Here is an 18429-nt window from a genome sequence, read left to right as displayed (position 1 = left end):
TGGTGGGGTTCTCAGGGGTTGGTCGGTGGTCATCGGGGCGGCTGGAGGACCCGGTCGAGCACCCGGGCGGCGGCGCGGCCGTCGTCGTGGGGGCAGTACCGGGCGGCGAACGCGGCGCGGGCGTCCCGGTGCCCGGCCTCCAGGGCGGCCGGCTCGGCGAGCGCCTCGACGACCTCCTGCGTGGTCCGCAGCAGCGGGCCCGGGGCCTCCGCGTCGAAGTCGAAGTAGAAGCCGCGCACGTGGTCGCGGTAGCGCTCCAGGTCGTAGGTGAAGAACACCATCGGGCGGCCGGTGACGGCGAAGTCGAACATGGACGAGGAGTAGTCCGTGACCAGCACGTCGCTGACGAGGAACAGCTCGGAGATGTCGGGGTAGACGGAGACGTCCATGACGCAGTCGCCCGGCTTGAGCCTCGGCCGGTCGGTGACGAGGTAGTGCGTCCGCAGGAGCAGGATGTGGTCGCGGCCCAGCGCGGCCCTGAACCGGTCGATCTCGAACTCCAGGCGGAACGCGCGCTTGCCGACCGCGTGGTGGAAGTCGTCCCGCCATGTCGGCGCGTACAGGACGACCCGCTTGCCCTCCGGGATGCCGAGGCGCCGGCGCACCGCCGCGGCGATCTCCTCCCGGTGCGGGCTGCGCAGGATGTCGTTGCGCGGGTACCCGCTCTCGAAGACGTCCCCGTCGTAGTTGAACGCGCGCCGGAACAGCGGCACCGAGAACGCGTTCTGGGCGAGCAGGAGGTCCCAGCGGGAGACGTCGTAATCCATCCAGTCGATGCCCTCGGCCCGCTTGTAGGGCATCTTCTTGACGTCGTAGCCGAGCTTCTTCAACGGCGTCCCGTGCCAGCACTGCACGTACACCTGGTCTTCGCGTTTGGAGAACCACTCCTTCTGCGACCAGTTGCCGAAGATGTAGCGCGCGCGGGCGAGCGCCTCGTAGTGCTCGCGCGTACCTGCCAGGACGGTCCGGGCACCCGCCGGCTTACCGAACTGGCCGTTCTCGGTGATCCACACGCATTCCAGGTCGGTTTCGCGGCGTCGAAGCTCGTCGTAGATGCCGCGCGGGTTGCACGAGTACTGGCGTCCCCGGTAGGCGTCGAACACGGCGAGTTCACGGACGGGCAGGTTCAGATGGCGCCGGTAGTGCCCGGAACGTATCCGCGCCTGCGCGTAGGCTCCACGCTCGTCGTCGTCCAGGGCCGTCTCTACACGGAGCACCAGATGGTCGGTCTTCTGTGCCCGGACGGTGATCCGGTGGAGGCCCGCCTCGAACGGCTCGGGCACGTCGCGGAGGGTGTGCCGTCTGAGGACGACGGGTTGTTCCTGGCCGCCGACGACGGCGAGGACGTCCCAGGTACCGGCGACCAGGGGCCGGGACAGGCCGAGCACCGGCATGCGCGCGGGCGAGAACTTCGCCGTGAAACGCTCGCCCTCCCAGGCCAGGGGAACGACGTGCTCCTCGCATGACCGTTTCCGGCGGAGCGTCAGGGAGTCCGGCCGTCCGACACGGTCCACGCAGGTGCCCGCCAGGTGCAGGGCCCCGTCGGGCGACCAGAACACCTCGTCGACGGCGAGGACGCGCCCGCGGACGACGATCCGCAGCGTGCTGCGCCGCGTCCTGGCGATCTCAACCTCCCCGCCGGGGACCGGGAACGCCGTGCCCGCCGGATGCTCCTCCAGGTACGGCCGGACCCCGTCCGGCAGGAACACCTCCCAGTCGCCCTGCCGCCGCGCCAGCCCCGCGACCGGCAGCCTCGCCCGGAAACCGCCGCCCGACGGGTCGACCGGGCCGGTCACCGTGGCCCGCCCCGCCCTCGGGGTGGCGGTGATCCGCGGCTCGCCGTCCAGCGGGGCGCGGCTCCAGCCGTCCAGCCACAGCTCACCGCCCTCCAGATGGCAGCCGACGACCGCCGCCGGCGTGGGCCGGACCTGGACCACGAACCGGTTCCGCGCGGCGACGCCCTGGACGAGCACGCCCGGTGCGCACTCCCGGTCGTCCGGCCACTGCCGCCCGGTGAGCCGCGGGTTGGAGAACGTGGACCGGCGGCGCAGGCCGCGGTTGACGATCTCCACGCACGGGACCCAGTCGACCTCCCGCCAGCGCCCGAACATCTTCAGCGCGGACGGGTCGATCTCCGCGACGAACCCGGACCAGTCGTAGGACACCGCCGACTGCCGCGACCGGGCGGTCGCGTCCGGCCGCCGGACCCGCCTGACCGGCACGCGCATGATGCCCCGCTTGTTCGCCGCCACCAGCCACAGCCGGATGCGCGACCCGTCCTCGGTGGAGGAGTCCAGGTGCCGGATGTAGGCGTGGCCCTCGATGCGCAGCCGCCCGTCCACCCACGTGGCCCCGTCGATCGCCGCCACCGGCTCCAGCTCGTCGGTCACGTCGTACAGGTGCGACGGGATGGCCCGCTCCTCGTCCTCGAAGAACGGGAACTCCGCATACCAGCGGTGCCGCAGGCCGCGCCGCACCCTCGGCGCGTCCGCGGTCTTGCGCAGGTGCACGAAGCGCAGGACCTCCAGCAGTTCCGGAAGCATCCCCCGGCACAGCAGGTGCAGTTGCAGGCGCGTCATCGCCGGCTGGCGCTTCAGGACGCGGGGGCTGATGGTTCCCGCCAGCTCCGCGCCCATGGCGACGAGTTCCTCGCGGTGCTCGACATGCGTCCTGGGGAGCGCCTCGAACAGGACGCGAAGCTCGATCGGGACGAGGGCGTGCTCGTCATAGGCGTTCAGAAGCTGCGGCGCGTAGGCGGCGAGACCATCCTGGACGGCCTGCGCCGACCGCATCCGCTGGCTGATGTTGTCCCAGTCGTAGCGGTCCTCCGTGATGGATCCGGGCCGCTTGCGCCAGTAGTAGACCGTCTCGCTGAGGACGTCCACGGACCGTGCCAGGGCGTGCGCGCGCGCCGTGACAGGAGGGTCCTCGTAGAAGCCCGGGGGGAATTCCAGGCTTGAGCTGGTCCAGAACTCACGCCGGTAGACCTTGTTCCACGGCGTACGGTCCCGCATGAGTATCGGCATGGACGACACGTGCGTCCTCGAACGCGACTCGCTGAAGACGCCTTCGTGTAGGACCGACTGCCACGTCTTGTCCTCGTCCATCCGCTGGACGTTCCCGGAGGCGAAGTCGGACCCCGTCCGCTCCAGCGACCCGACCAGCCGCGCGTAGGCCTCGCGGTCCACGACGTCGTCGGCATCGGCGAACGCCAGGTACTCCCCCTTCGCGTGCCGCACCCCGGCGTTGCGGGCGGGTCCGGGCCCCTCGTGCTCCCGGGCGACGAGGCGGAACCGCGGGTCGCGGGCGCACAGCTCCTTGGCGATCACCGCGCCGTTGTCGGTGGACCCGTCGTCCACCAGGATCACCTCGAGGTCACGCAGCGTCTGGCCGGCCAGCGATTCCAGGCATTCCCGGAAGTACTCCTCGGTGTTGTGGAACGGCACGACGACGCTGAGCTTCGGGGACATGGTGGGGCCTCCTCCTCGCCCCACAGAGCATGGTGACGTTACGCCATCACCTGAACACGCATCGCGATTGCCAGGCCGTCCCCTGACGCAGACTTGACCTCACCTGGCGGCCGTTGACCGGCGCATGAAGGTCGGGGAGCCGGGACGCTCAGGGAACCGGCAGCCGGTCCGGATGCGGGATCGGCGCCCCGGGATCGGCGACCCGGCGCGTGAACGTGCCGTGGAAGCCGAAGGGAAGATGGTGCTTCAGGTGAAGCACGGCGACGCTCTCCAGGTCTCGGGCGTCCAGGATGCTGAGCTGCGAGCGATGCTCTGCGGCGAGATAGACCACGGCCAGCAGCCACCCATCGTCCTCAGCGGAATCGGTCGTGCGCGGGACGAAGATGGGTTCTCCCACGAACGTGTGCGGGCCCATCCCGTGTACCTCGGTCTTGCCCGTGTCGTTGTCGACCTTCAGAACGCTGTCGTACTCGCCGCTGTCTCCGGTGCGTCCCGTCATGTAGGTGTAGCGGTGGCGGCGCGTGGACCGCCGCCAGTCGTACTGCGGGAACTCGCCGGGCTGCTCGGACAGCTGCGTCTCGATCACCCGTCCGGTGGGGGTGATCCGGTACCGCATGAGCCTGCTGGGCGGCAGGTCGGTGAAGCGCGTCCGGAACTCGGACAGGTCACGCCTGACCGCGTCGAAGTCCTCCAGCAGCACCAGGTCGACGACGGTGTCGCTTCCGTCCTCGAACGCGTTCGCGACGTGGACGTGGACGAGCGCCTCATGCTCGACGATCCGCGCGGGGCCGCCGTTGCGCGGCACGAGCACAAAGCGCGTCCCCTTCTCCGGACGGTGCTGGATCGCGTCGAAGACGGGCGCGCCGCTCAGCATGGTGCGCAGGTCGAACATGTACGGGTCCAGGACGAACACCATGTGCCGGGTCGTGAGCGCCACATCGTGGTTCCACGGCATGTTCAGCATCCGGACCTTGGCGAGCCGCCGCATCCGGCCGCGCCGGTCGACCTTCCAGCAGTTCAGGGCGGGCAGCGGGGCGAGATCCTGGCCGAAGTTGAACATCTCGCCCGTCGCCGGATCCCACCTGGGGTGGGCGGAGAAGGCCTTGAGCGCGCCCCGCAGGCGTCCGCCGAAGTCGTACAGGCCGAGGGTCTCCAGGGTGTCGGGGTCGAGGCGGTGCGGAGGGCCGCCCTCCCACAGGGCGAGCAGCCGGTCGGCGTGCAGCGCCACGCCCGTGTTCGCGACGTTCGCGGGCCCCTTCCCCTTGGCGAAGTTGGCCCAGAAGCCGCCCGGGAGGGCCGTCCCCACGCCGGGGCTGCGCAGGTCACCGGAGACCAGGCCGTGCTTGAACTGGCCCGTCCGGACGTAGCGGTTGCGGAACCGCACCGACCGCCCGTCGAAGGCGAACTGCGAGACCATCCCGTCGCCGTCGAACAGGTGGTGCATCAGCGTCCGCCCGACCTCCCACTTCCCCGGGCCGATCCGGTACAGGGTGCCGGTCAGGCCGGCCGGGAGCGTCCCGTCGATCTCGTCGACGACGTAGTCGTGCTCGTGCATCAGGGGGGCGAAGATCTGCCCCATGTCCGGCGCGGCGGTGGGCAGGGACGGAGTGGGCAGGGACATGGCCGTCTCCAACTGGCTACACCTGTTTCCAGAAACGTAGATTCTGGAAACAGGTGTGTCAAGATTGTCGGGTGAGTCCCCGCCCCTACGGCGGCGTCACCGCCGACCGCCGCCGCGCCGACCGCCGCGCCGCCCTCCTGGAGGCCGCCCTCGACCTGCTCGGCACGGAGGGCGTCCAGGGCACGTCCCTACGCGCGGTCTGCGCGCGCGCCGGCCTCAACCCGCGTTACTTCTACGAGAGCTACACCGACCTGGACGCGCTGCTCACCGACGTCCACGACCGGATCGTGACCGAGGTCGCCGACGCCGCCGCCCGGGGAGCGGCCGCCGCCGGACCGGACGCCGGCCTGCGCACCACCGTCCGCTCCGCCGCGATGGCCGCCCTGGACCTGGGGCGCGCCGACCCGCGCAAGGTCCGCGTCGTCCTCATCGAAGCGGCCGCCAGCCCCGTCCTGCGCGCGCGCCGGCAGGCCGCCCGCCGCCGGTACACGCAGCTCGTCATCGACTACGCCCGGCAGTTCTACGACATCCCGCCCACCGCCGGGGCGCGCATGCACTTCGCCGCGACGATGCTGGTGGCCGGGTGGGGCGAGAACCTCGTCGCCTGGCTGGACGGCGAGTTCGACACCACCCCGTCCGCCCTGGCCGGCATGTTCGCCGACGCCGCCGAAGCCCTCGCCACCCACGCCGCCGGTCGCGCACGGCCGGACTGACGTCCTCAGCCGGAGGGGATCTCCCGGTTGGAGAAGTACGGCTTCTTGAAGGGAAGGTCCTCGGACAGCCAATGGCGCAGGGCACGGTACAGGCCGCTGTAGTGGCCTGCCTCGTACGCCGTGGGCGTCACCCACCAGCTCACGTCCACGTCGTACTTCGCCAGCTCTTCGGTCAGCGGCGTGCGCCGTCCCATGGGGTACAGGTAGCAGCAGCCGAGGTAGGCGCCGTCCACGTCGTACACGGCGTAGGCGAACGAGTCGCCCTCCCGGAACTCGCACTCGTGCCACACCAGGTCGACGAAATCGAACTCCTCGGTGACCCCTTCCTCCGGCCAGGAGCCGCCGCGGGTCCGGCGGATGATGTCGATGCTGGCGTTGATGCCGCGCACGTCATCGGCCAGATCGGCACGCGACAGCGCCCTGGCCACGATGTCGCCGTGGGTCAGCCGGGTGGGGACGGCGAAACCGGGCGGCACGGACAGTTTCTTGACGAGCTGACCGTAGTCCATGGCGTTCCTCCTCGGGCGGCGGACGGCGGGCCGGCGGTCACCGGCTCGTCGAGCGTGCCGCCGGCCGAGGGGGCGGGGCATCCGTGCCCGCACGGAACCGCCACGGAATCATCACTGGCCGGGCGGGCGGGACCGCCCCTACTCCCACTCGATGGTGCCCGGAGGCTTGGACGTGATGTCGAGCGTCACCCGATTGATCTCGCTGACCTCGTTGGTGATACGGGTGGAGATGCGGCGCAGCAGGTCGTACGGGAGCTTCGCCCAGTCGGCCGTCATCGCGTCCTCGCTGGTCACCGGGCGCAGGACGATCGGGTGCCCGTACGTCCGGCCGTCGCCCTGGACGCCCACGGACCGGACGTCGGCGAGCAGCACGACCGGGAACTGCCAGATGTCGCGGTCGAGTCCGGCGCGGGTGAGCTCCTCGCGGGCGATGGCGTCGGCGTCCCGCAGGATGTCCAGCCGCTCGCGGGTGACGGCGCCGATGATCCGGATCCCGAGGCCGGGGCCCGGGAACGGCTGCCGCCAGACGATCTCCGACGGCAGGCCGAGCTGCTCGCCGAGCGCGCGGACCTCGTCCTTGAACAGGGTGCGCAGCGGCTCCACCAGCTCGAACCGGAGGTCGTCGGGCAGGCCGCCCACGTTGTGGTGCGACTTGATGTTGGCCGCGCCGGTACCGCCGCCCGATTCGACCACGTCCGGGTAGAGGGTTCCCTGGACGAGGAACTCGACCGGCTCGGAGGCGTCCTCAGCACCCTTCTGGGAGGACGACCCCCCAGACCCCCCAGACCCCCCGTGAACGATCTCCCGGGCCGCTTCTTCGAAAACCCGGATGAACTCGCGGCCGATGATCTTGCGCTTCTCCTCCGGGTCGGTGACGCCGTCGAGGGCGGCGAGGAAGCGCTCCTGGGCGTCCACCACGTGCAGGTTCACCCCGGTGACCGCGACGAAGTCCTTCTCGACCTGCTCGGGCTCGCCCTTGCGCAGCAGGCCGTGGTCGACGAACACGCAGGTCAGCTGGTCGCCGATGGCGCGCTGGACGAGCGCGGCGGCGACGGCGGAGTCCACCCCGCCGGACAGCGCGCAGATGGCCCGCTTCCGCCCCACCCGCTCCCGGACGGCCTCGATCGACTCGTCCGCGATGTTCACCATCGTCCAGTTCGGGCGGCAGCCGGCGCCCTCGTACAGGAAGCGCCGCAGGATCTCCATGCCGTGCTCGGTGTGCAGGACCTCCGGGTGGAACTGGACGCCGAAGAAGCCGCGCTCCAGGTCCTCCATGCCGGCGACCGGCGTGACGTCGGTGCTCGCCGTCACCGTGAAGCCGGACGGCGCGCTGCTGACGAAGTCGCGGTGGGACATCCACACCGCCTGCTCGTGCGGCAGCCCCGCGAACAGCATGCCCGGGGACGCGACGGCGACGGTCGCGCCGCCGTACTCGGCGACGTCGGAGTTCTCGACCGTCCCGCCGAGGGCCTGCGCCATCACCTGGTGGCCGTAGCAGATCCCGAGCGTCGGGACGCCGAGGTCGAACAGCCCCTCCGGCGCGACCGGGGCGCCCTCGGCGTACACCGACGCCGGGCCGCCCGACAGGATGATCGCCTTCGGCCGCCGGGCGAGCATCTCCGCCGCCGGCATGGTGGACGGCACGATCTCGCTGTACACATGGCACTCGCGGACCCGCCGCGCGATCAGCTGCGCGTACTGCGCGCCGAAATCGACGACGAGGACGGTGTCAAAAGATTGGTCTGCGGCCACCAACTACGCCTTTCGCACGGCCGGAAGGGCCTCCCAGTCTAAGGGGCCGCTGCCTGCGCCGATGCGGCGCACCTCGCAGACCACCCTCACATGGTGCGATCAGCCGATAACGGTCGGCATCCATTTACCTTGAGCGCACGCATCGCAGGGCTTCGCTCTGATACCTGTTGATGACGCCTTGTATTCGTCCGCTTCCCGTCCGCAAGCGACCTCCCTAGGAGTGCCGTGAAGCTGCTCGCCGCCGCCGCTCTGCTCGCCGCCCTCGTTCCCGCGGCACCGACAGGAACCCCTGGGCCGGTCGGACCGACCCTGTCTATCGACCATGCGGACTGCGTGCACCCAGAGGCGAGGCTGCGGACGGGCGGGCACGGCGTGGAGCTCAACGAGCTGACGCCCACCGAGGCGGCCTCTGTCGAACGGGACCTCGACCAGGTTCTGGACGGTCTAGGGCTGGCGGCGGGCTCGGCCGGACGTCCAGACGGCACTACGGACCGTGCCGACCTGCAGCGCGCTGCTCAGCTCACGATTCCCGTCTACTTCCACGTGATTCATGACGGCGCGAAGGGCAACGTGTCCGCCGCGGCGGTCAAGCGCCAGATCAACACGCTGAACGCGTCGTACGGAGGACGCAACGGAGGTGCGAACACGCGCGTCTCCTTCCGGCTCCGCGGCATCAGCCGCAGCGACAACGCGGCCTGGTTCGGCGACCCGGAACGCTACGAAGGGACGTACAAGCCGAAGCTGCGCAGGGGCGGCAAGGGAACGCTGAACCTCTACAGCGCTTACATAGGCGGGGATCTACTCGGCTGGTCGACGTTCCCGTGGAAGTACAAGACCGACCCCAAGATGGACGGGGTCACGATCCACTACGCCAGCATGCCGGGCGGCTCCATCAAGCACTTCAACAAGGGCTTCAGCGCCACGCACGAGGTCGGGCATTGGCTGGGCCTGTACCACACGTTCCAGGACGGCTGCCGCGGCAAGGGCGACCGGGTCTCCGACACCCCGCCCGAGCGCGACCCCACCAACGGCTGCCCGACCGGTAAGGACACGTGCCCGGCCCCAGGGCGCGACCCGGTGCACAACTACATGGACTACGCCCACGACACGTGCATGACGTCGTTCACCGCCGGCCAGGGCTCCCGTATCCACAAGGTGTGGAGGGCCTACCGCGCCTGACCCTTGATCCGGGCCACGTCGGCGGGCGGCAGGTGGCGGACGGCCTCGCGCAGCGTCACGCCTGACATGGCTCCGGCGCGGGGCTCGACCCATGCGGTGACCCACGTCGCGTCCTTCTTCGACAGTTCGCGGAGGACCCACCCGATGGCCTTGCGGATGAAGAACTCCCGTTCGGCCATGAGCGCGTCCCCGAAGCGGTCGATCCTGCCCAGGTCCGGGTTTTCCTTCCGGATGCCTCGCAGCAGGGCCAGGATGGCCGTACGCCGTATCCACATGTAGGGGTCGGCCACCCAGGCGTCCAGTGCCGTCGCCAGGTCAGGGTGGCGGACGACCAGATCACCGACCACCTTCTCGGCGAGGTGGTCGACGTACACCCAGCTCGCCGAGTCGCGTATGAGCGCCTCGGCCATTCCGAGATCGCGCGGCTCCAGCAGGGCGGCCCTCTTCGCGAGGACCTCTATGGCCGCCACGCGCGCCTCATGGACGGGACGGCCCTCGTCGGTGACGGCCCAGAGTTCACGGGCGAGAGCGAGCAATTCCTCCCGTGTCGGCTGGGCCTTGACCGTCGACAGCGCGACTTTGCGCAGTGCCGGGACGGGCACGCCGATGTGGACGAAATCGCTCTTCAGGTAACGCTTCTCGTTCTCGGCCCGTGACGGGTCCGCCTGCGCCCGCAGTTCCGCGAGGACCCGCGCCGTCTCCCCCTCCACGTCCATGCGGGACACGCTACGCCGTCACGCCATGGCGCCGAGTTCAGCATTCCCCGTCCCTATTCGTCCAGGTTTGCTAAAGACGTGATGATTATTCGCATTCACCCTAGTTTCAGCGAAGACTCCGCTCCCCCAGCGCGCGCTCCCCCGCTCGCGCCGCACCCCCGAGGAGTTCCATGAAACGCGCCCGGATCGCCGCTGCCCTCGGTCTGGCAGCCGCCTTCACCGCGTACGCCCCCGCCGCCCCCGCCACCCTCGCCGCCCCGGCGGCCCCGTCCGCCGCCTGCGCGGACCAGCCCGCCCAGGCCCGCGTCCAAGCCGGAGCCCACGTCACGGAACGGAACCAGCCCGGAGCGGCCAAGGTCGCCGCGATGGAGAAGGACTTCCGGCAGCGCCTCGGCAAGCTCAAGAAGGCGAGAACCACCGCGGCCGTCACCGTCCGCGTGCACTTCCACGTCGTCTACGGCAGCGCGGGCAACGTGCCGGACGCGGTGCTGAACAACCAGCTCAACGTCCTCAACGACGCCTACGCCGGTAGCGGCGTCACGTTCACGCTCGCCGAGATCAAGCGCACGCAGAACGCGTCCTGGTTCTCCGACCCCGAGGGCTACGAGAGCCAGATGAAGAACGCCCTGCACGCGGGCAACGCCCAGGACCTCAACTTCTACACCGCCGACCTGGGGAGCAGCCTCCTGGGCTGGGCGACGTTCCCGAGCGACTACAGATCTCAGCCGTCGATGGACGGCGTGGTCGTCCACTACCAGAGCCTGCCGGGCGGCTCCCTGAGCAACTACAACGAGGGCGACACCGGTACCCACGAGGTCGGCCACTGGATGGGCCTGTACCACACCTTCCAGGGCGGTTGCAGCGGCCAGGGCGACCGCGTGTCCGACACTCCCGCCGAGCAGAGCCCCGCGTCGGGCTGCCCGACCGGCCGCGACACCTGCTCCACGGCAGGGGCCGACCCCATCCACAACTTCATGGACTACAGCTACGACGCCTGCATGTACGAGTTCACGCCCGGCCAGGCTGAGCGCATGCAGTCCCAGTGGGCGGCCTACCGCGCCTGACCTCCAGCGTCCGGCGCCGCAGCCCTCGCGCTGCGGCGCCGGACGTCGCCGCCTACGAGGCGGTGCAGTCGGCGACCCTCATGCCCCACGCCCGCATGAGGGCCGCAGGGGCCGGACGCGCGCACGGGTCGTAGGCGCCGTCCACCATGGTCACCTTCCAGCGTCCTTTGGGCGCCTGCCGGGTGAAGGCCGTCCCCGCGTCGGTGTTCTTGGTAGGGCTGTCGCGGTACCAGAGTGCGAGGACGGCGTAGTAGCGCCCGCCCACTCGTCCGTAGTGCGCGTTCCGCTTCTCCACTACGAGACGGCGGTAGTGCCCGGGGGGGATTTCTTTGCGCATCCCCGAACGCTAAAGCCCACCCTCCAGGGAGTCGAGTCGGGGAGGCCGCGATGTCAGGTGATGTCGACGATGGGCAGGCGCAGCGCCGCGGGCGCGTCGTCCGGGACGACCGGGTTCTTCGGAGGGACGGGCGCGAGGCGCCGGTAGGGGTCGCCCAGGGCAGGGCGGGGGTCGTCCTCCGCGCGGTTCGGCCAGAACGCCATCGCGCGCTCGGCCTGGGCGGTGATGGTCAGCGACGGGTTGACGCCGAGGTTGGCCGACACCGCGGAGCCGTCCACGATGTGCAGGCCCGGGTGCCCGTAGACGCGGTGGTAGGGGTCGATCACGCCCGACTCGGCGGAGTCGCCGATGGCGCAGCCGCCGAGGAAGTGCGCCGTCATCGGGACGTCGAACAGGTCGCCCCACGTCCCGCCGGCGATGCCGCCGATCTCCTCGGCGATCCGCCGCGTCGCCTCGTGCCCCTCGGGGATCCACGTCGGGTTCGGCTCGCCGTGCCCCGCGGACGCGCGGACGTCCCAGCCGAACGGGCCCCGCTTCGGGCTCAGCGTGATCGAGTTGTCGCGGGTCTGCATGACCAGCGCGATCACCGTCCGCTCCGACCAGTGCCGCACGTCGAGGAGCTGGACGAGGTCGCGCGGCCGGCGCACCGCCTCCCGGGCGAACTTCAGGATGCGGGGCCGGTGCCGCTCCCCCGGGCGGTCGCCGTCCACCAGCAGGGTCTGCAGGCCCGCGAGCAGGTTCGAGCCGCGGCCGTACCGGACGGGCTCGATGTGCGTGTCCGGCGCCGGGTGGAACGACGAGGTGATCGCGACGCCCTCGGAGAAGTCGGGCCCCGGCCGGCCGTTGCGGCGGCCCCCGCCGAGGATCGCCTCGGAGTTGGTGCGGGTCAGGGCGCCCAGCCGGTCCGACAGGCGCGGCAGCGCCCCGGTCGACTTGAGCGTGTGCAGGAGCTTCTGCGTCCCGTAGGTGCCGGCGGCGAAGACGACCTGCCCGGCGGTGAGGGTCTTGCGGTTCCGCCCGAACGAGCCGGTCCGCACGATCACGACCTCGTACCCGCCGCCGGGCAGGGGCCGCACCGAGGTGACGCGGCTGAGCGGCATGATCCGGGCGCCCGCCTTCTCGGCCAGGTACAGGTAGTTCTCCGTGAGCATGTTCTTCGCGCCGTGGCGGCAGCCCACCATGCACTCGCCGCACTCCAGGCAGCCGCGCCGGCGCGGGCCCACCCCGCCGAAGTACGGGTCGGCGCTCTCGATCCCGGCACCGCGCCCGAAGTGGACGCCGACGGGCGTGCGGACGAACGTGTCACCCTTGCCCATCCGGTCGGCGACCTTCTTCATGACCTCGTCGGCCGCCGTCGTCGTGGGGTTCCGGACGACGCCGAGCATGCGCTTCGCCTGCTCGTAGTAGGGCGCCAGCTCGTCCCGCCAGTCGGTGATGTGCCCCCACTGCCGGTCCCTGAAGAACGGCTCCGGCGGGACGTACAGCGTGTTGGCGTAGTTGAGCGACCCGCCGCCGACGCCCGCCCCCGCCAGCACCATCACCCGGCTCGACTTCGCGCCGCGGACGAGGTGCATCCGCTGGATGCCGGTCAGGCCGAGTGCCGGCGCCCACAGGTAGCGGGCGACGCGCCAGTTCGTCTTCGGCAGCTCCGGATACCGGGAGCCGGGCGCCCCGGACGGGTTCGTGTCGAAGCGGCGGCCCGCCTCGATCACCCCGACCTTGTAGCCCTTCTCGGTCAGGCGGAGCGCCGACACGCTGCCGCCGAACCCCGACCCGACGACGAGCACGTCGAAGTCATGCGTCACAGACGTTCCCTACTTGATCCGGAGCTTCTTCATGAGCTTGATGCCGGACGCCATCAGATCGGCGTACTTGGCGTAGCCGAGCGATCCCGGCGGCTCCAGGTCCATGAAGTGCTGGCTCGCGACCGTCTGCACCTCGGTGAACCTCAGCAGCCCTTCCGACCCGTGCCTGCGTCCCACACCGGACTGCTTCATCCCGCCCATCGGGGAGTCGTACGACGCGAACGCGGCGCCGTACCCGTCGTTGACGTTGACCGTCCCCGCGTGGATGCGCGACGCCAGGCGGCGGCCCTTCGCCGCGTTCTTCGTCCAGACCGAGGCGTTCAGCCCGTACGGCGTGTCGTTGGCGCGGGCGACGACCTCGTCCTCGTCCCGGTACTTGTAGACCGCGACGACGGGCCCGAACGTCTCGTTCGCGCACAGGTCCATCTCGCCGGTCACGTCCGTGAGGATGGTCGGCTCGTAGAACAGGGGCCCGATATCAGGACGGGCCTTCCCGCCCGCGAGAACGGTCGCGCCCTCCTTCACGGCCTGGTCGACGTGCCGCGTCACCGCGTCGAGCTGGCGCTGGAAGGTCAGCGAGCCCATCTCGACGTCGAAGTCGAGGCCCGTGCCGAGCTTCATGCCCGTGACCATCTCGGCGAACCGGGGGACGAACCGGTCGTAGATGTCCTCGTGCACGTACATCCGCTCGATGGAGATGCACAGCTGCCCGGCGTTGGTGAAGCACGCGCGGATCGCGCCCCGCGCGGTCCGCTCCACGTCGGCGTCCGCCATGACGATCATCGGGTTCTTCCCGCCGAGCTCCAGCGAGTAGCCGACCAGGCGCGGCGCGACCTTCTCGGCGATGGCCTTGCCGCCGCGCGTCGACCCGGTGAAGGACACGTAGTCGGCCTCGTCCAGCAGCGGGTCGCCGATCTCGGCCGGGTCCCCCACGACGATCTGCCACAGGTCGCGCGGCAGCCCGAGCGAGATCAGCAGGTCCAGCACCCACAGGCTGGACAGGCACGTCTGGGTGTCCGGCTTGTGGATCACCGCGTTGCCCGCCATCAGCGCGGGCGCGATGTCGCTGGCGCCGAGCGAGAACGGGTAGTTCCACGGCGCGATCAGCGCGACGACGCCCTTCGGGTGCCGCAGCTCCTGGACGCGCGTCGCGCCCGGCACCATCCCCTGCCGCCGCCGCGGCTTCAGCAGCTTCGGGGCCCGCCGCGCGTAGTACAGCGAGCACAGCGCGACGTCGAGGAACTCCTCCATGGCGTGCCGGCGCGCCTTGCCGGTCTCCAGCTGGATGATGTCGAGGATCTCCTCGCGCCGGTCCACCAGCGCGTCCGGCAGCCGCAGGAACGGCTTGGCCCGCTCCCCCGCCGGCCGCGCCGCCCACGCGAGCCGCGCCTTGCGGGCCCGCTCGTAGGCCTTGCGGACGTCGTCGGCACCGGAAAGCGGAACACTCGCAAGAGGTTCACCCGTGAACGGGCCAGGGATGGTCGCGGTTTCGGCGCCGTCCGAGGCGACGTGAGAGGCCAGCCGGTCGATCAGGGTCTGGGGGAGCTCGTGCTCTGCCGCGCCTTTGGCAGGGACCGTCGGGGATGCCATGGAGGCAGAGTATGACCAGCCGCCCACATCTGGCTACCCGCAAGTAACGCGCTACTCGGGGTGATTCGCCCCACCTTGCCGGTGATTTCCGCCCTGGCGGACAACTTCCCTCGAACGGACCGTTCCAAGCCAGGCAGAGTTGCGCAACTCAGGGACCGACCGCGCCCGACAGGTGTATTTCGAAGAGTAAGGAGAGAATCTCGGCGCGTGACCGCCGCCGGACGCGCCACCGCTGACGGAGGGGAACAGCACATGACCGACGAGCGACCCGAGGCGAAGGGCCCTCGGCCTCCACGGCCGTCCGGCGGCGGCCCCCGGCCACGCCGCGACAGGCGCGAGCAGACCCGCACCGCCCTGCTCACCGCCGCCGAGCGCCTCTGGGCCGAACGCGGCATCCACGGCGCCTCCCTGGACGACATCGCCGCGGCCGCCGGCCTCACCAAGGGCGCGGTCTACTCCAACTTCGCGGGCAAGACCGACCTCCTGCTCGCCTTGATGGAACGCATCACCAGCGACCGCACCCGCACCGACGTCTGCGAGGAACTCCACGCCGCCGCGCAGGACGCCGACCTCACCGGCCGCTCGTCCCGCCACGACACCGACGACGCTCCCCGCCGTCTGGCCCTGCTCTTGGTCGAGTTCTGGCTCTACGGCATGCGCGACTACGCCGCCGGCTGGCGCATCGCCGACTGGTACGCCGAACGCCGCGCCCAACTGGCCAGCGAGCTGGACCCGGCCGACGACGTGCCCCCCACCGACCGCGCCACCCTGACCATGGCCCTCGACTTCGGCCTGGCCTTCCAACACCTCCTGGACCCCACCCGAGTCCCCACCGACCTCTACAGAACCGGCAAGGCCCTCATGCAACGCCCTGCCCACTGATGCCGTCCCCAGGGAAGCCCCGCCTCAGAACCGAAATCGTCGCAGACACACCGAGCCCAGCTCTCGAACGCCCGAGCCCATACACGACGTCGCTGTTTCCGGCCGGCAGGTGATCTCTCGTCATTCCGTCGGGTCCCCCCGGGACCGGGGACCGGTCCCGGGGACGTTGCCGCTTGCTTGCGACAACCACACCGGGCCCCCTGCCACGCGTACGGAGTCCAGACCACTCACGGCGCCAGGCCACGTCCGACCAAGGCGTCACGGCGCGCGTAGCGACTCGGGCCGCGCCACCACGGCCGTCAACCTTGGGAGGGGCCGGGAGAAGCTCCGCAGAGGCGGAGGGCGCTTTCCAGGCACAAGGCCGCTGCCTCGTCGGCGGTGAGGCGGCCGTCGGCGATCTCCGCGGCGGCGGTGTGCTGGAGGCCGATGACGGCGGCGGCGAGCCACGAGGCCGGGAGCGAGCGGTCGAAGGCGCTCGCCTGCTGGCCTCGCTGGATGAGCCGTTCGAGTCGCGGGGGCACGACGTCGTGCGGATCGTTGACCTTGGGCCGCGGGACGCGGGTGAGGGTCGGGTCGAGTATGAGCGGGTGGCGGCGCAGGAACCGCCAGCCGGCGTCGAGGAACCCGGCCAGGGCGTCGGCGGGCGGGGCGGTGTCGAGTCCGGCGGCGTCCAGCAGGGCGGAGTACTCGGCCGCCGCGGTCTCGACGAGGGCGGCCACGAGGGCGTCGCGGGACGGGAAGTGCGCGTAGACGGTCTGGCGGGTGACGTTCGCCCTGGTGGCGACCTCTTCCATGCTGGCGTCGGGCCGTTCGCCGAGCACGACGCGGGCCGCGTCGAGGATGGCGTCGATGCTGCGCCGGGCGTCGGACCGCCGCGGTCGGGACGGCTTGGCGGCGTCGAGCGTGTCACTCACTCCAGCGATGCTATCCGCCGCACGAATCTTGACACGCTGTAAGAGATAGTTAAGTCTGACAGCATGTCAAAGAACAGCCCGGCCGAGGAACACCCGGCGATCGACGCGCGCGGACTGGTCAAGGTCTACGGGAAGACTCGGGCGCTGGACGGGATCGACCTCACGGTCCAGCGCGGGCAGGTGTTCGGGTTCCTCGGCCCCAACGGCGCGGGGAAGACCACCACGATCCGCATCCTGGCCACCCTGACCAGGCCCGACGCGGGCACCGCCCGCGTCCTCGGCCACGACCTGGTCGGCGACGCGGGCGCGCTGCGCGCCCGGGTGGCGGTGACCGGGCAGTTCGCCGCGCTGGACGTGGACTTGACCGGATACGAGAACCTGAGCGTTCTCGGCCGCCTCCACGGCCTGTCCCGCACGGCCGCCAGGCGGCGCGCCGACGACCTGCTCGCCGCCTTCGACCTCACCGGCGCGGCCGGACGTCCGGTGGCCGGCTACTCGGGCGGGATGCGGCGCCGGCTCGACATCGCGGCCGGCCTGATCGTGACCCCCGACCTGCTGTTCCTCGACGAGCCGACCACCGGGCTCGACCCGCGCAGCCGCACCCGGGTATGGGCGCTGGTCCGCCGGATCGCCGCCGCCGGAACCACCGTGCTGCTCACCACCCAGTACCTGGAGGAGGCCGACCGGCTCGCCGAGCGGATCGCGGTGATCGACCACGGCCGGATCGTGGCCGAGGGCACCGGCGCCCAGCTCAAGGCCCGGGTCGGCTCCGGCACCCTGCACGTCCGTCTCCTGGACGGCGCGCAGCTTCCGCTGGCACGGCGGGTCCTGGCCGGCGCGCTGGACGGCACGCTCCGGCCCGCCGCCGACCCGCTCTCCCTCTCCGTGCTGCTCACCGGGGCGGACACGGCCCGCCTGGTCGGGCACGCCATGACTCGGCTCGCCGAGGCCGATGTCGGGGTCGCCGAAGTCGCCGTCGGCCGGCCCAGCCTGGACGAGGCGTTCCTCGCCCTGACCGGCCGACCCACCACCGATCGCGAGGACGTGAACGCATGAGCACCGAGGAGACCTACCGGATCGAGGCTCTGCTCAGCGCGAGCCCGCCGCGCCGCCGGGCCGGGGCGCTCGCCGCGTCCGCGGTCTTCGGCCGCCGGGCCATGCTCAAGATCAAGCACGATCCCAAGCAGCTGGTGGACTCGATCGCCATCCCGATCCTGTTCACCGTGCTCTTCACGTACCTCTTCGGCGGCGCCATCAGCGGCTCGTCCGGCGAGTACCTCCAGGTCCTGCTGCCCGGCGTGCTCAGCATGAGCATCGCCGTCGTCACCATGTACGGCGGCGCCCGGCTCGCCCAGGACGTGACGACCGGCGCGTTCGACCGCTTCCGTTCGCTGTCGGTCTGGCGCGGCGCCTTCGTGCTCGGCGGCCTGTTCAGCGACGCCGTCCGCTACCTGTTCGCCTCCGCCATCGTGGTGGGCCTCGGGCTGGTCATGGGCTACCGTCCCGGCGGCGGCGCGGGAGGCGTGCTCGCCGCGGTGTCGCTGATCATCGCGTTCGGGCTCGCCCTCTCCTGCCTGTGGGCCGCGGTCGCCCTGCTCGTCCCGGACCCGGCCGTCGTCATCAGCATCGCCAACGCCGTGCTGATCCCGCTCTCGTTCGCCAGCAACATCTTCGTGGAGCCCGAGACGATGCCCGGCTGGCTCCGCGCCTTCGTCGACGTCAACCCGCTCAGCCATGTCGCGGCGGCGGCGCGGGCCCTGATGAACGGCACCGGCGGCGCCGGCGGCCCCGTCGCCTGGTCGCTCGCCGCGACCGCCGCCATCGCCGGCGTGTGCGCGCCGCTCGCGCTCTGCCTCTACGGCCGCCGGGACTGACCC

Annotated in this window: 15 protein-coding genes; 6 read left to right on the top strand and 9 right to left on the bottom strand. The window is 71.0% G+C overall.

Annotated elements, in window-relative coordinates:
* Positions 1 to 29 precede the first annotated feature (29 nt).
* Both ABGB11_RS23800 and ABGB11_RS23795 read right to left on the bottom strand, forming a co-directional pair.
* Positions 30 to 3470 carry a CDP-glycerol glycerophosphotransferase family protein gene (locus ABGB11_RS23800; protein WP_347636121.1) on the bottom strand — a complete coding sequence of 1147 codons (3441 nt, stop codon included), beginning with the start codon at positions 3468 to 3470 and terminating at the stop codon, positions 30 to 32.
* Between the two features lie 148 nt (positions 3471 to 3618).
* On the bottom strand, positions 3619 to 5091 hold the full coding sequence (locus ABGB11_RS23795) for a carotenoid oxygenase family protein (RefSeq protein ID WP_347636119.1): 1473 nt from the start codon (positions 5089 to 5091) through the stop codon (positions 3619 to 3621).
* Between the two features lie 71 nt (positions 5092 to 5162).
* Here ABGB11_RS23795 and ABGB11_RS23790 point away from each other — a divergent pair, with 71 nt between their 5' ends.
* Positions 5163 to 5804 (top strand): TetR family transcriptional regulator, encoded by a 642-nt coding sequence (locus ABGB11_RS23790; RefSeq protein WP_347636118.1) that lies wholly within the window; start codon positions 5163 to 5165, stop codon positions 5802 to 5804.
* Positions 5805 to 5809: 5 nt separating this feature from the next.
* Here the strand turns inward: ABGB11_RS23790 and ABGB11_RS23785 are convergent, their stop codons facing one another.
* Together ABGB11_RS23785 and guaA are read right to left on the bottom strand one after the other, a co-directional pair.
* A complete protein-coding gene (locus tag ABGB11_RS23785) occupies positions 5810 to 6313 on the bottom strand; it encodes a hypothetical protein (protein WP_347636117.1) in 504 nt (167 codons plus the stop codon).
* Positions 6314 to 6451: 138 nt separating this feature from the next.
* Positions 6452 to 8065, bottom strand: a complete 1614-nt coding sequence (gene guaA / locus ABGB11_RS23780) for a glutamine-hydrolyzing GMP synthase (RefSeq protein ID WP_347636116.1) — start codon at positions 8063 to 8065, stop codon at positions 6452 to 6454.
* Positions 8066 to 8290: 225 nt separating this feature from the next.
* On the opposite strand from guaA, the gene ABGB11_RS23775 reads away from it, so the two are divergent.
* Positions 8291 to 9244 carry a zinc metalloprotease gene (locus ABGB11_RS23775; RefSeq protein ID WP_347636114.1) on the top strand — a complete coding sequence of 318 codons (954 nt, stop codon included), beginning with the start codon at positions 8291 to 8293 and terminating at the stop codon, positions 9242 to 9244.
* On the opposite strand, the gene ABGB11_RS23770 is transcribed toward ABGB11_RS23775, so the two are convergent.
* Positions 9232 to 9960 carry a DNA alkylation repair protein gene (locus ABGB11_RS23770; RefSeq protein WP_347636113.1) on the bottom strand — a complete coding sequence of 243 codons (729 nt, stop codon included), beginning with the start codon at positions 9958 to 9960 and terminating at the stop codon, positions 9232 to 9234. The genes ABGB11_RS23775 and ABGB11_RS23770 overlap by 13 nt on opposite strands.
* 170 nt (positions 9961 to 10130) lie before the next feature.
* On the opposite strand from ABGB11_RS23770, the gene ABGB11_RS23765 reads away from it, so the two are divergent.
* Positions 10131 to 11024 carry a zinc metalloprotease gene (locus ABGB11_RS23765; RefSeq protein ID WP_347636112.1) on the top strand — a complete coding sequence of 298 codons (894 nt, stop codon included), beginning with the start codon at positions 10131 to 10133 and terminating at the stop codon, positions 11022 to 11024.
* Between the two features lie 52 nt (positions 11025 to 11076).
* Here the strand turns inward: ABGB11_RS23765 and ABGB11_RS23760 are convergent, their stop codons facing one another.
* The 3 genes from ABGB11_RS23760 to ABGB11_RS23750 are packed head-to-tail and all read right to left on the bottom strand — an operon-like array spanning position 11077 to position 14756.
* A complete protein-coding gene (locus ABGB11_RS23760; protein ID WP_347636110.1) occupies positions 11077 to 11361 on the bottom strand; it encodes a hypothetical protein in 285 nt (94 codons plus the stop codon).
* A gap of 53 nt (positions 11362 to 11414) precedes the next feature.
* Positions 11415 to 13166 (bottom strand): GMC family oxidoreductase, encoded by a 1752-nt coding sequence (locus ABGB11_RS23755; RefSeq protein WP_347636109.1) that lies wholly within the window; start codon positions 13164 to 13166, stop codon positions 11415 to 11417.
* 9 nt (positions 13167 to 13175) lie between these two features.
* On the bottom strand, positions 13176 to 14756 hold the full coding sequence (locus ABGB11_RS23750) for a succinic semialdehyde dehydrogenase (protein ID WP_347636107.1): 1581 nt from the start codon (positions 14754 to 14756) through the stop codon (positions 13176 to 13178).
* A 252-nt stretch (positions 14757 to 15008) separates the two neighbouring features.
* Here ABGB11_RS23750 and ABGB11_RS23745 point away from each other — a divergent pair, with 252 nt between their 5' ends.
* Positions 15009 to 15638: a helix-turn-helix domain-containing protein gene (locus tag ABGB11_RS23745; protein ID WP_347636106.1), complete on the top strand. Its 630-nt coding sequence runs from the start codon at positions 15009 to 15011 to the stop codon at positions 15636 to 15638.
* 299 nt (positions 15639 to 15937) lie between these two features.
* Here ABGB11_RS23745 and ABGB11_RS23740 read toward each other — a convergent pair whose 3' ends face one another.
* Entirely contained in the window at positions 15938 to 16552 is a 615-nt protein-coding gene (locus tag ABGB11_RS23740) for a TetR/AcrR family transcriptional regulator (protein ID WP_347636105.1), read from the bottom strand.
* A gap of 63 nt (positions 16553 to 16615) precedes the next feature.
* Here ABGB11_RS23740 and ABGB11_RS23735 point away from each other — a divergent pair, with 63 nt between their 5' ends.
* Together ABGB11_RS23735 and ABGB11_RS23730 are read left to right on the top strand one after the other, a co-directional pair.
* Positions 16616 to 17608 carry an ATP-binding cassette domain-containing protein gene (locus ABGB11_RS23735; RefSeq protein WP_347636104.1) on the top strand — a complete coding sequence of 331 codons (993 nt, stop codon included), beginning with the start codon at positions 16616 to 16618 and terminating at the stop codon, positions 17606 to 17608.
* Positions 17605 to 18426, top strand: a complete 822-nt coding sequence (locus ABGB11_RS23730; protein ID WP_347636103.1) for an ABC transporter permease — start codon at positions 17605 to 17607, stop codon at positions 18424 to 18426. Before ABGB11_RS23735 ends, ABGB11_RS23730 begins: the two co-directional genes overlap by 4 nt.
* Positions 18427 to 18429 lie beyond the last annotated feature (3 nt).

Source organism: Actinomadura sp. B10D3, from assembly GCF_039871695.1.
In the GTDB taxonomy this organism is placed as follows: domain Bacteria; phylum Actinomycetota; class Actinomycetes; order Streptosporangiales; family Streptosporangiaceae; genus Spirillospora; species Spirillospora madurae.
The sequence above is the reverse complement of the archived record's forward strand: the minus strand, read 5'-3'. Positions and strand labels throughout refer to the sequence as shown.

Excerpts from the sequence above, each read along its gene's own strand:
- ABGB11_RS23800 (WP_347636121.1), bottom strand. The coding sequence starts at position 3,470 with ATGTCCCCGAAGCTCAGCGTCGTCGTGCCGTTCCACAACACCGAGGAG.
- ABGB11_RS23795 (WP_347636119.1), bottom strand. The coding sequence starts at position 5,091 with ATGTCCCTGCCCACTCCGTCCCTGCCCACCGCCGCGCCGGACATGGGG.
- ABGB11_RS23785 (WP_347636117.1), bottom strand. The coding sequence starts at position 6,313 with ATGGACTACGGTCAGCTCGTCAAGAAACTGTCCGTGCCGCCCGGTTTC.
- ABGB11_RS23770 (WP_347636113.1), bottom strand. The coding sequence starts at position 9,960 with ATGGACGTGGAGGGGGAGACGGCGCGGGTCCTCGCGGAACTGCGGGCG.
- ABGB11_RS23765 (WP_347636112.1), top strand. The coding sequence starts at position 10,131 with ATGAAACGCGCCCGGATCGCCGCTGCCCTCGGTCTGGCAGCCGCCTTC.
- ABGB11_RS23760 (WP_347636110.1), bottom strand. The coding sequence starts at position 11,361 with ATGCGCAAAGAAATCCCCCCCGGGCACTACCGCCGTCTCGTAGTGGAG.
- ABGB11_RS23750 (WP_347636107.1), bottom strand. The coding sequence starts at position 14,756 with ATGGCATCCCCGACGGTCCCTGCCAAAGGCGCGGCAGAGCACGAGCTC.
- ABGB11_RS23745 (WP_347636106.1), top strand. The coding sequence starts at position 15,009 with ATGACCGACGAGCGACCCGAGGCGAAGGGCCCTCGGCCTCCACGGCCG.
- ABGB11_RS23735 (WP_347636104.1), top strand. The coding sequence starts at position 16,616 with ATGTCAAAGAACAGCCCGGCCGAGGAACACCCGGCGATCGACGCGCGC.
- ABGB11_RS23730 (WP_347636103.1), top strand. The coding sequence starts at position 17,605 with ATGAGCACCGAGGAGACCTACCGGATCGAGGCTCTGCTCAGCGCGAGC.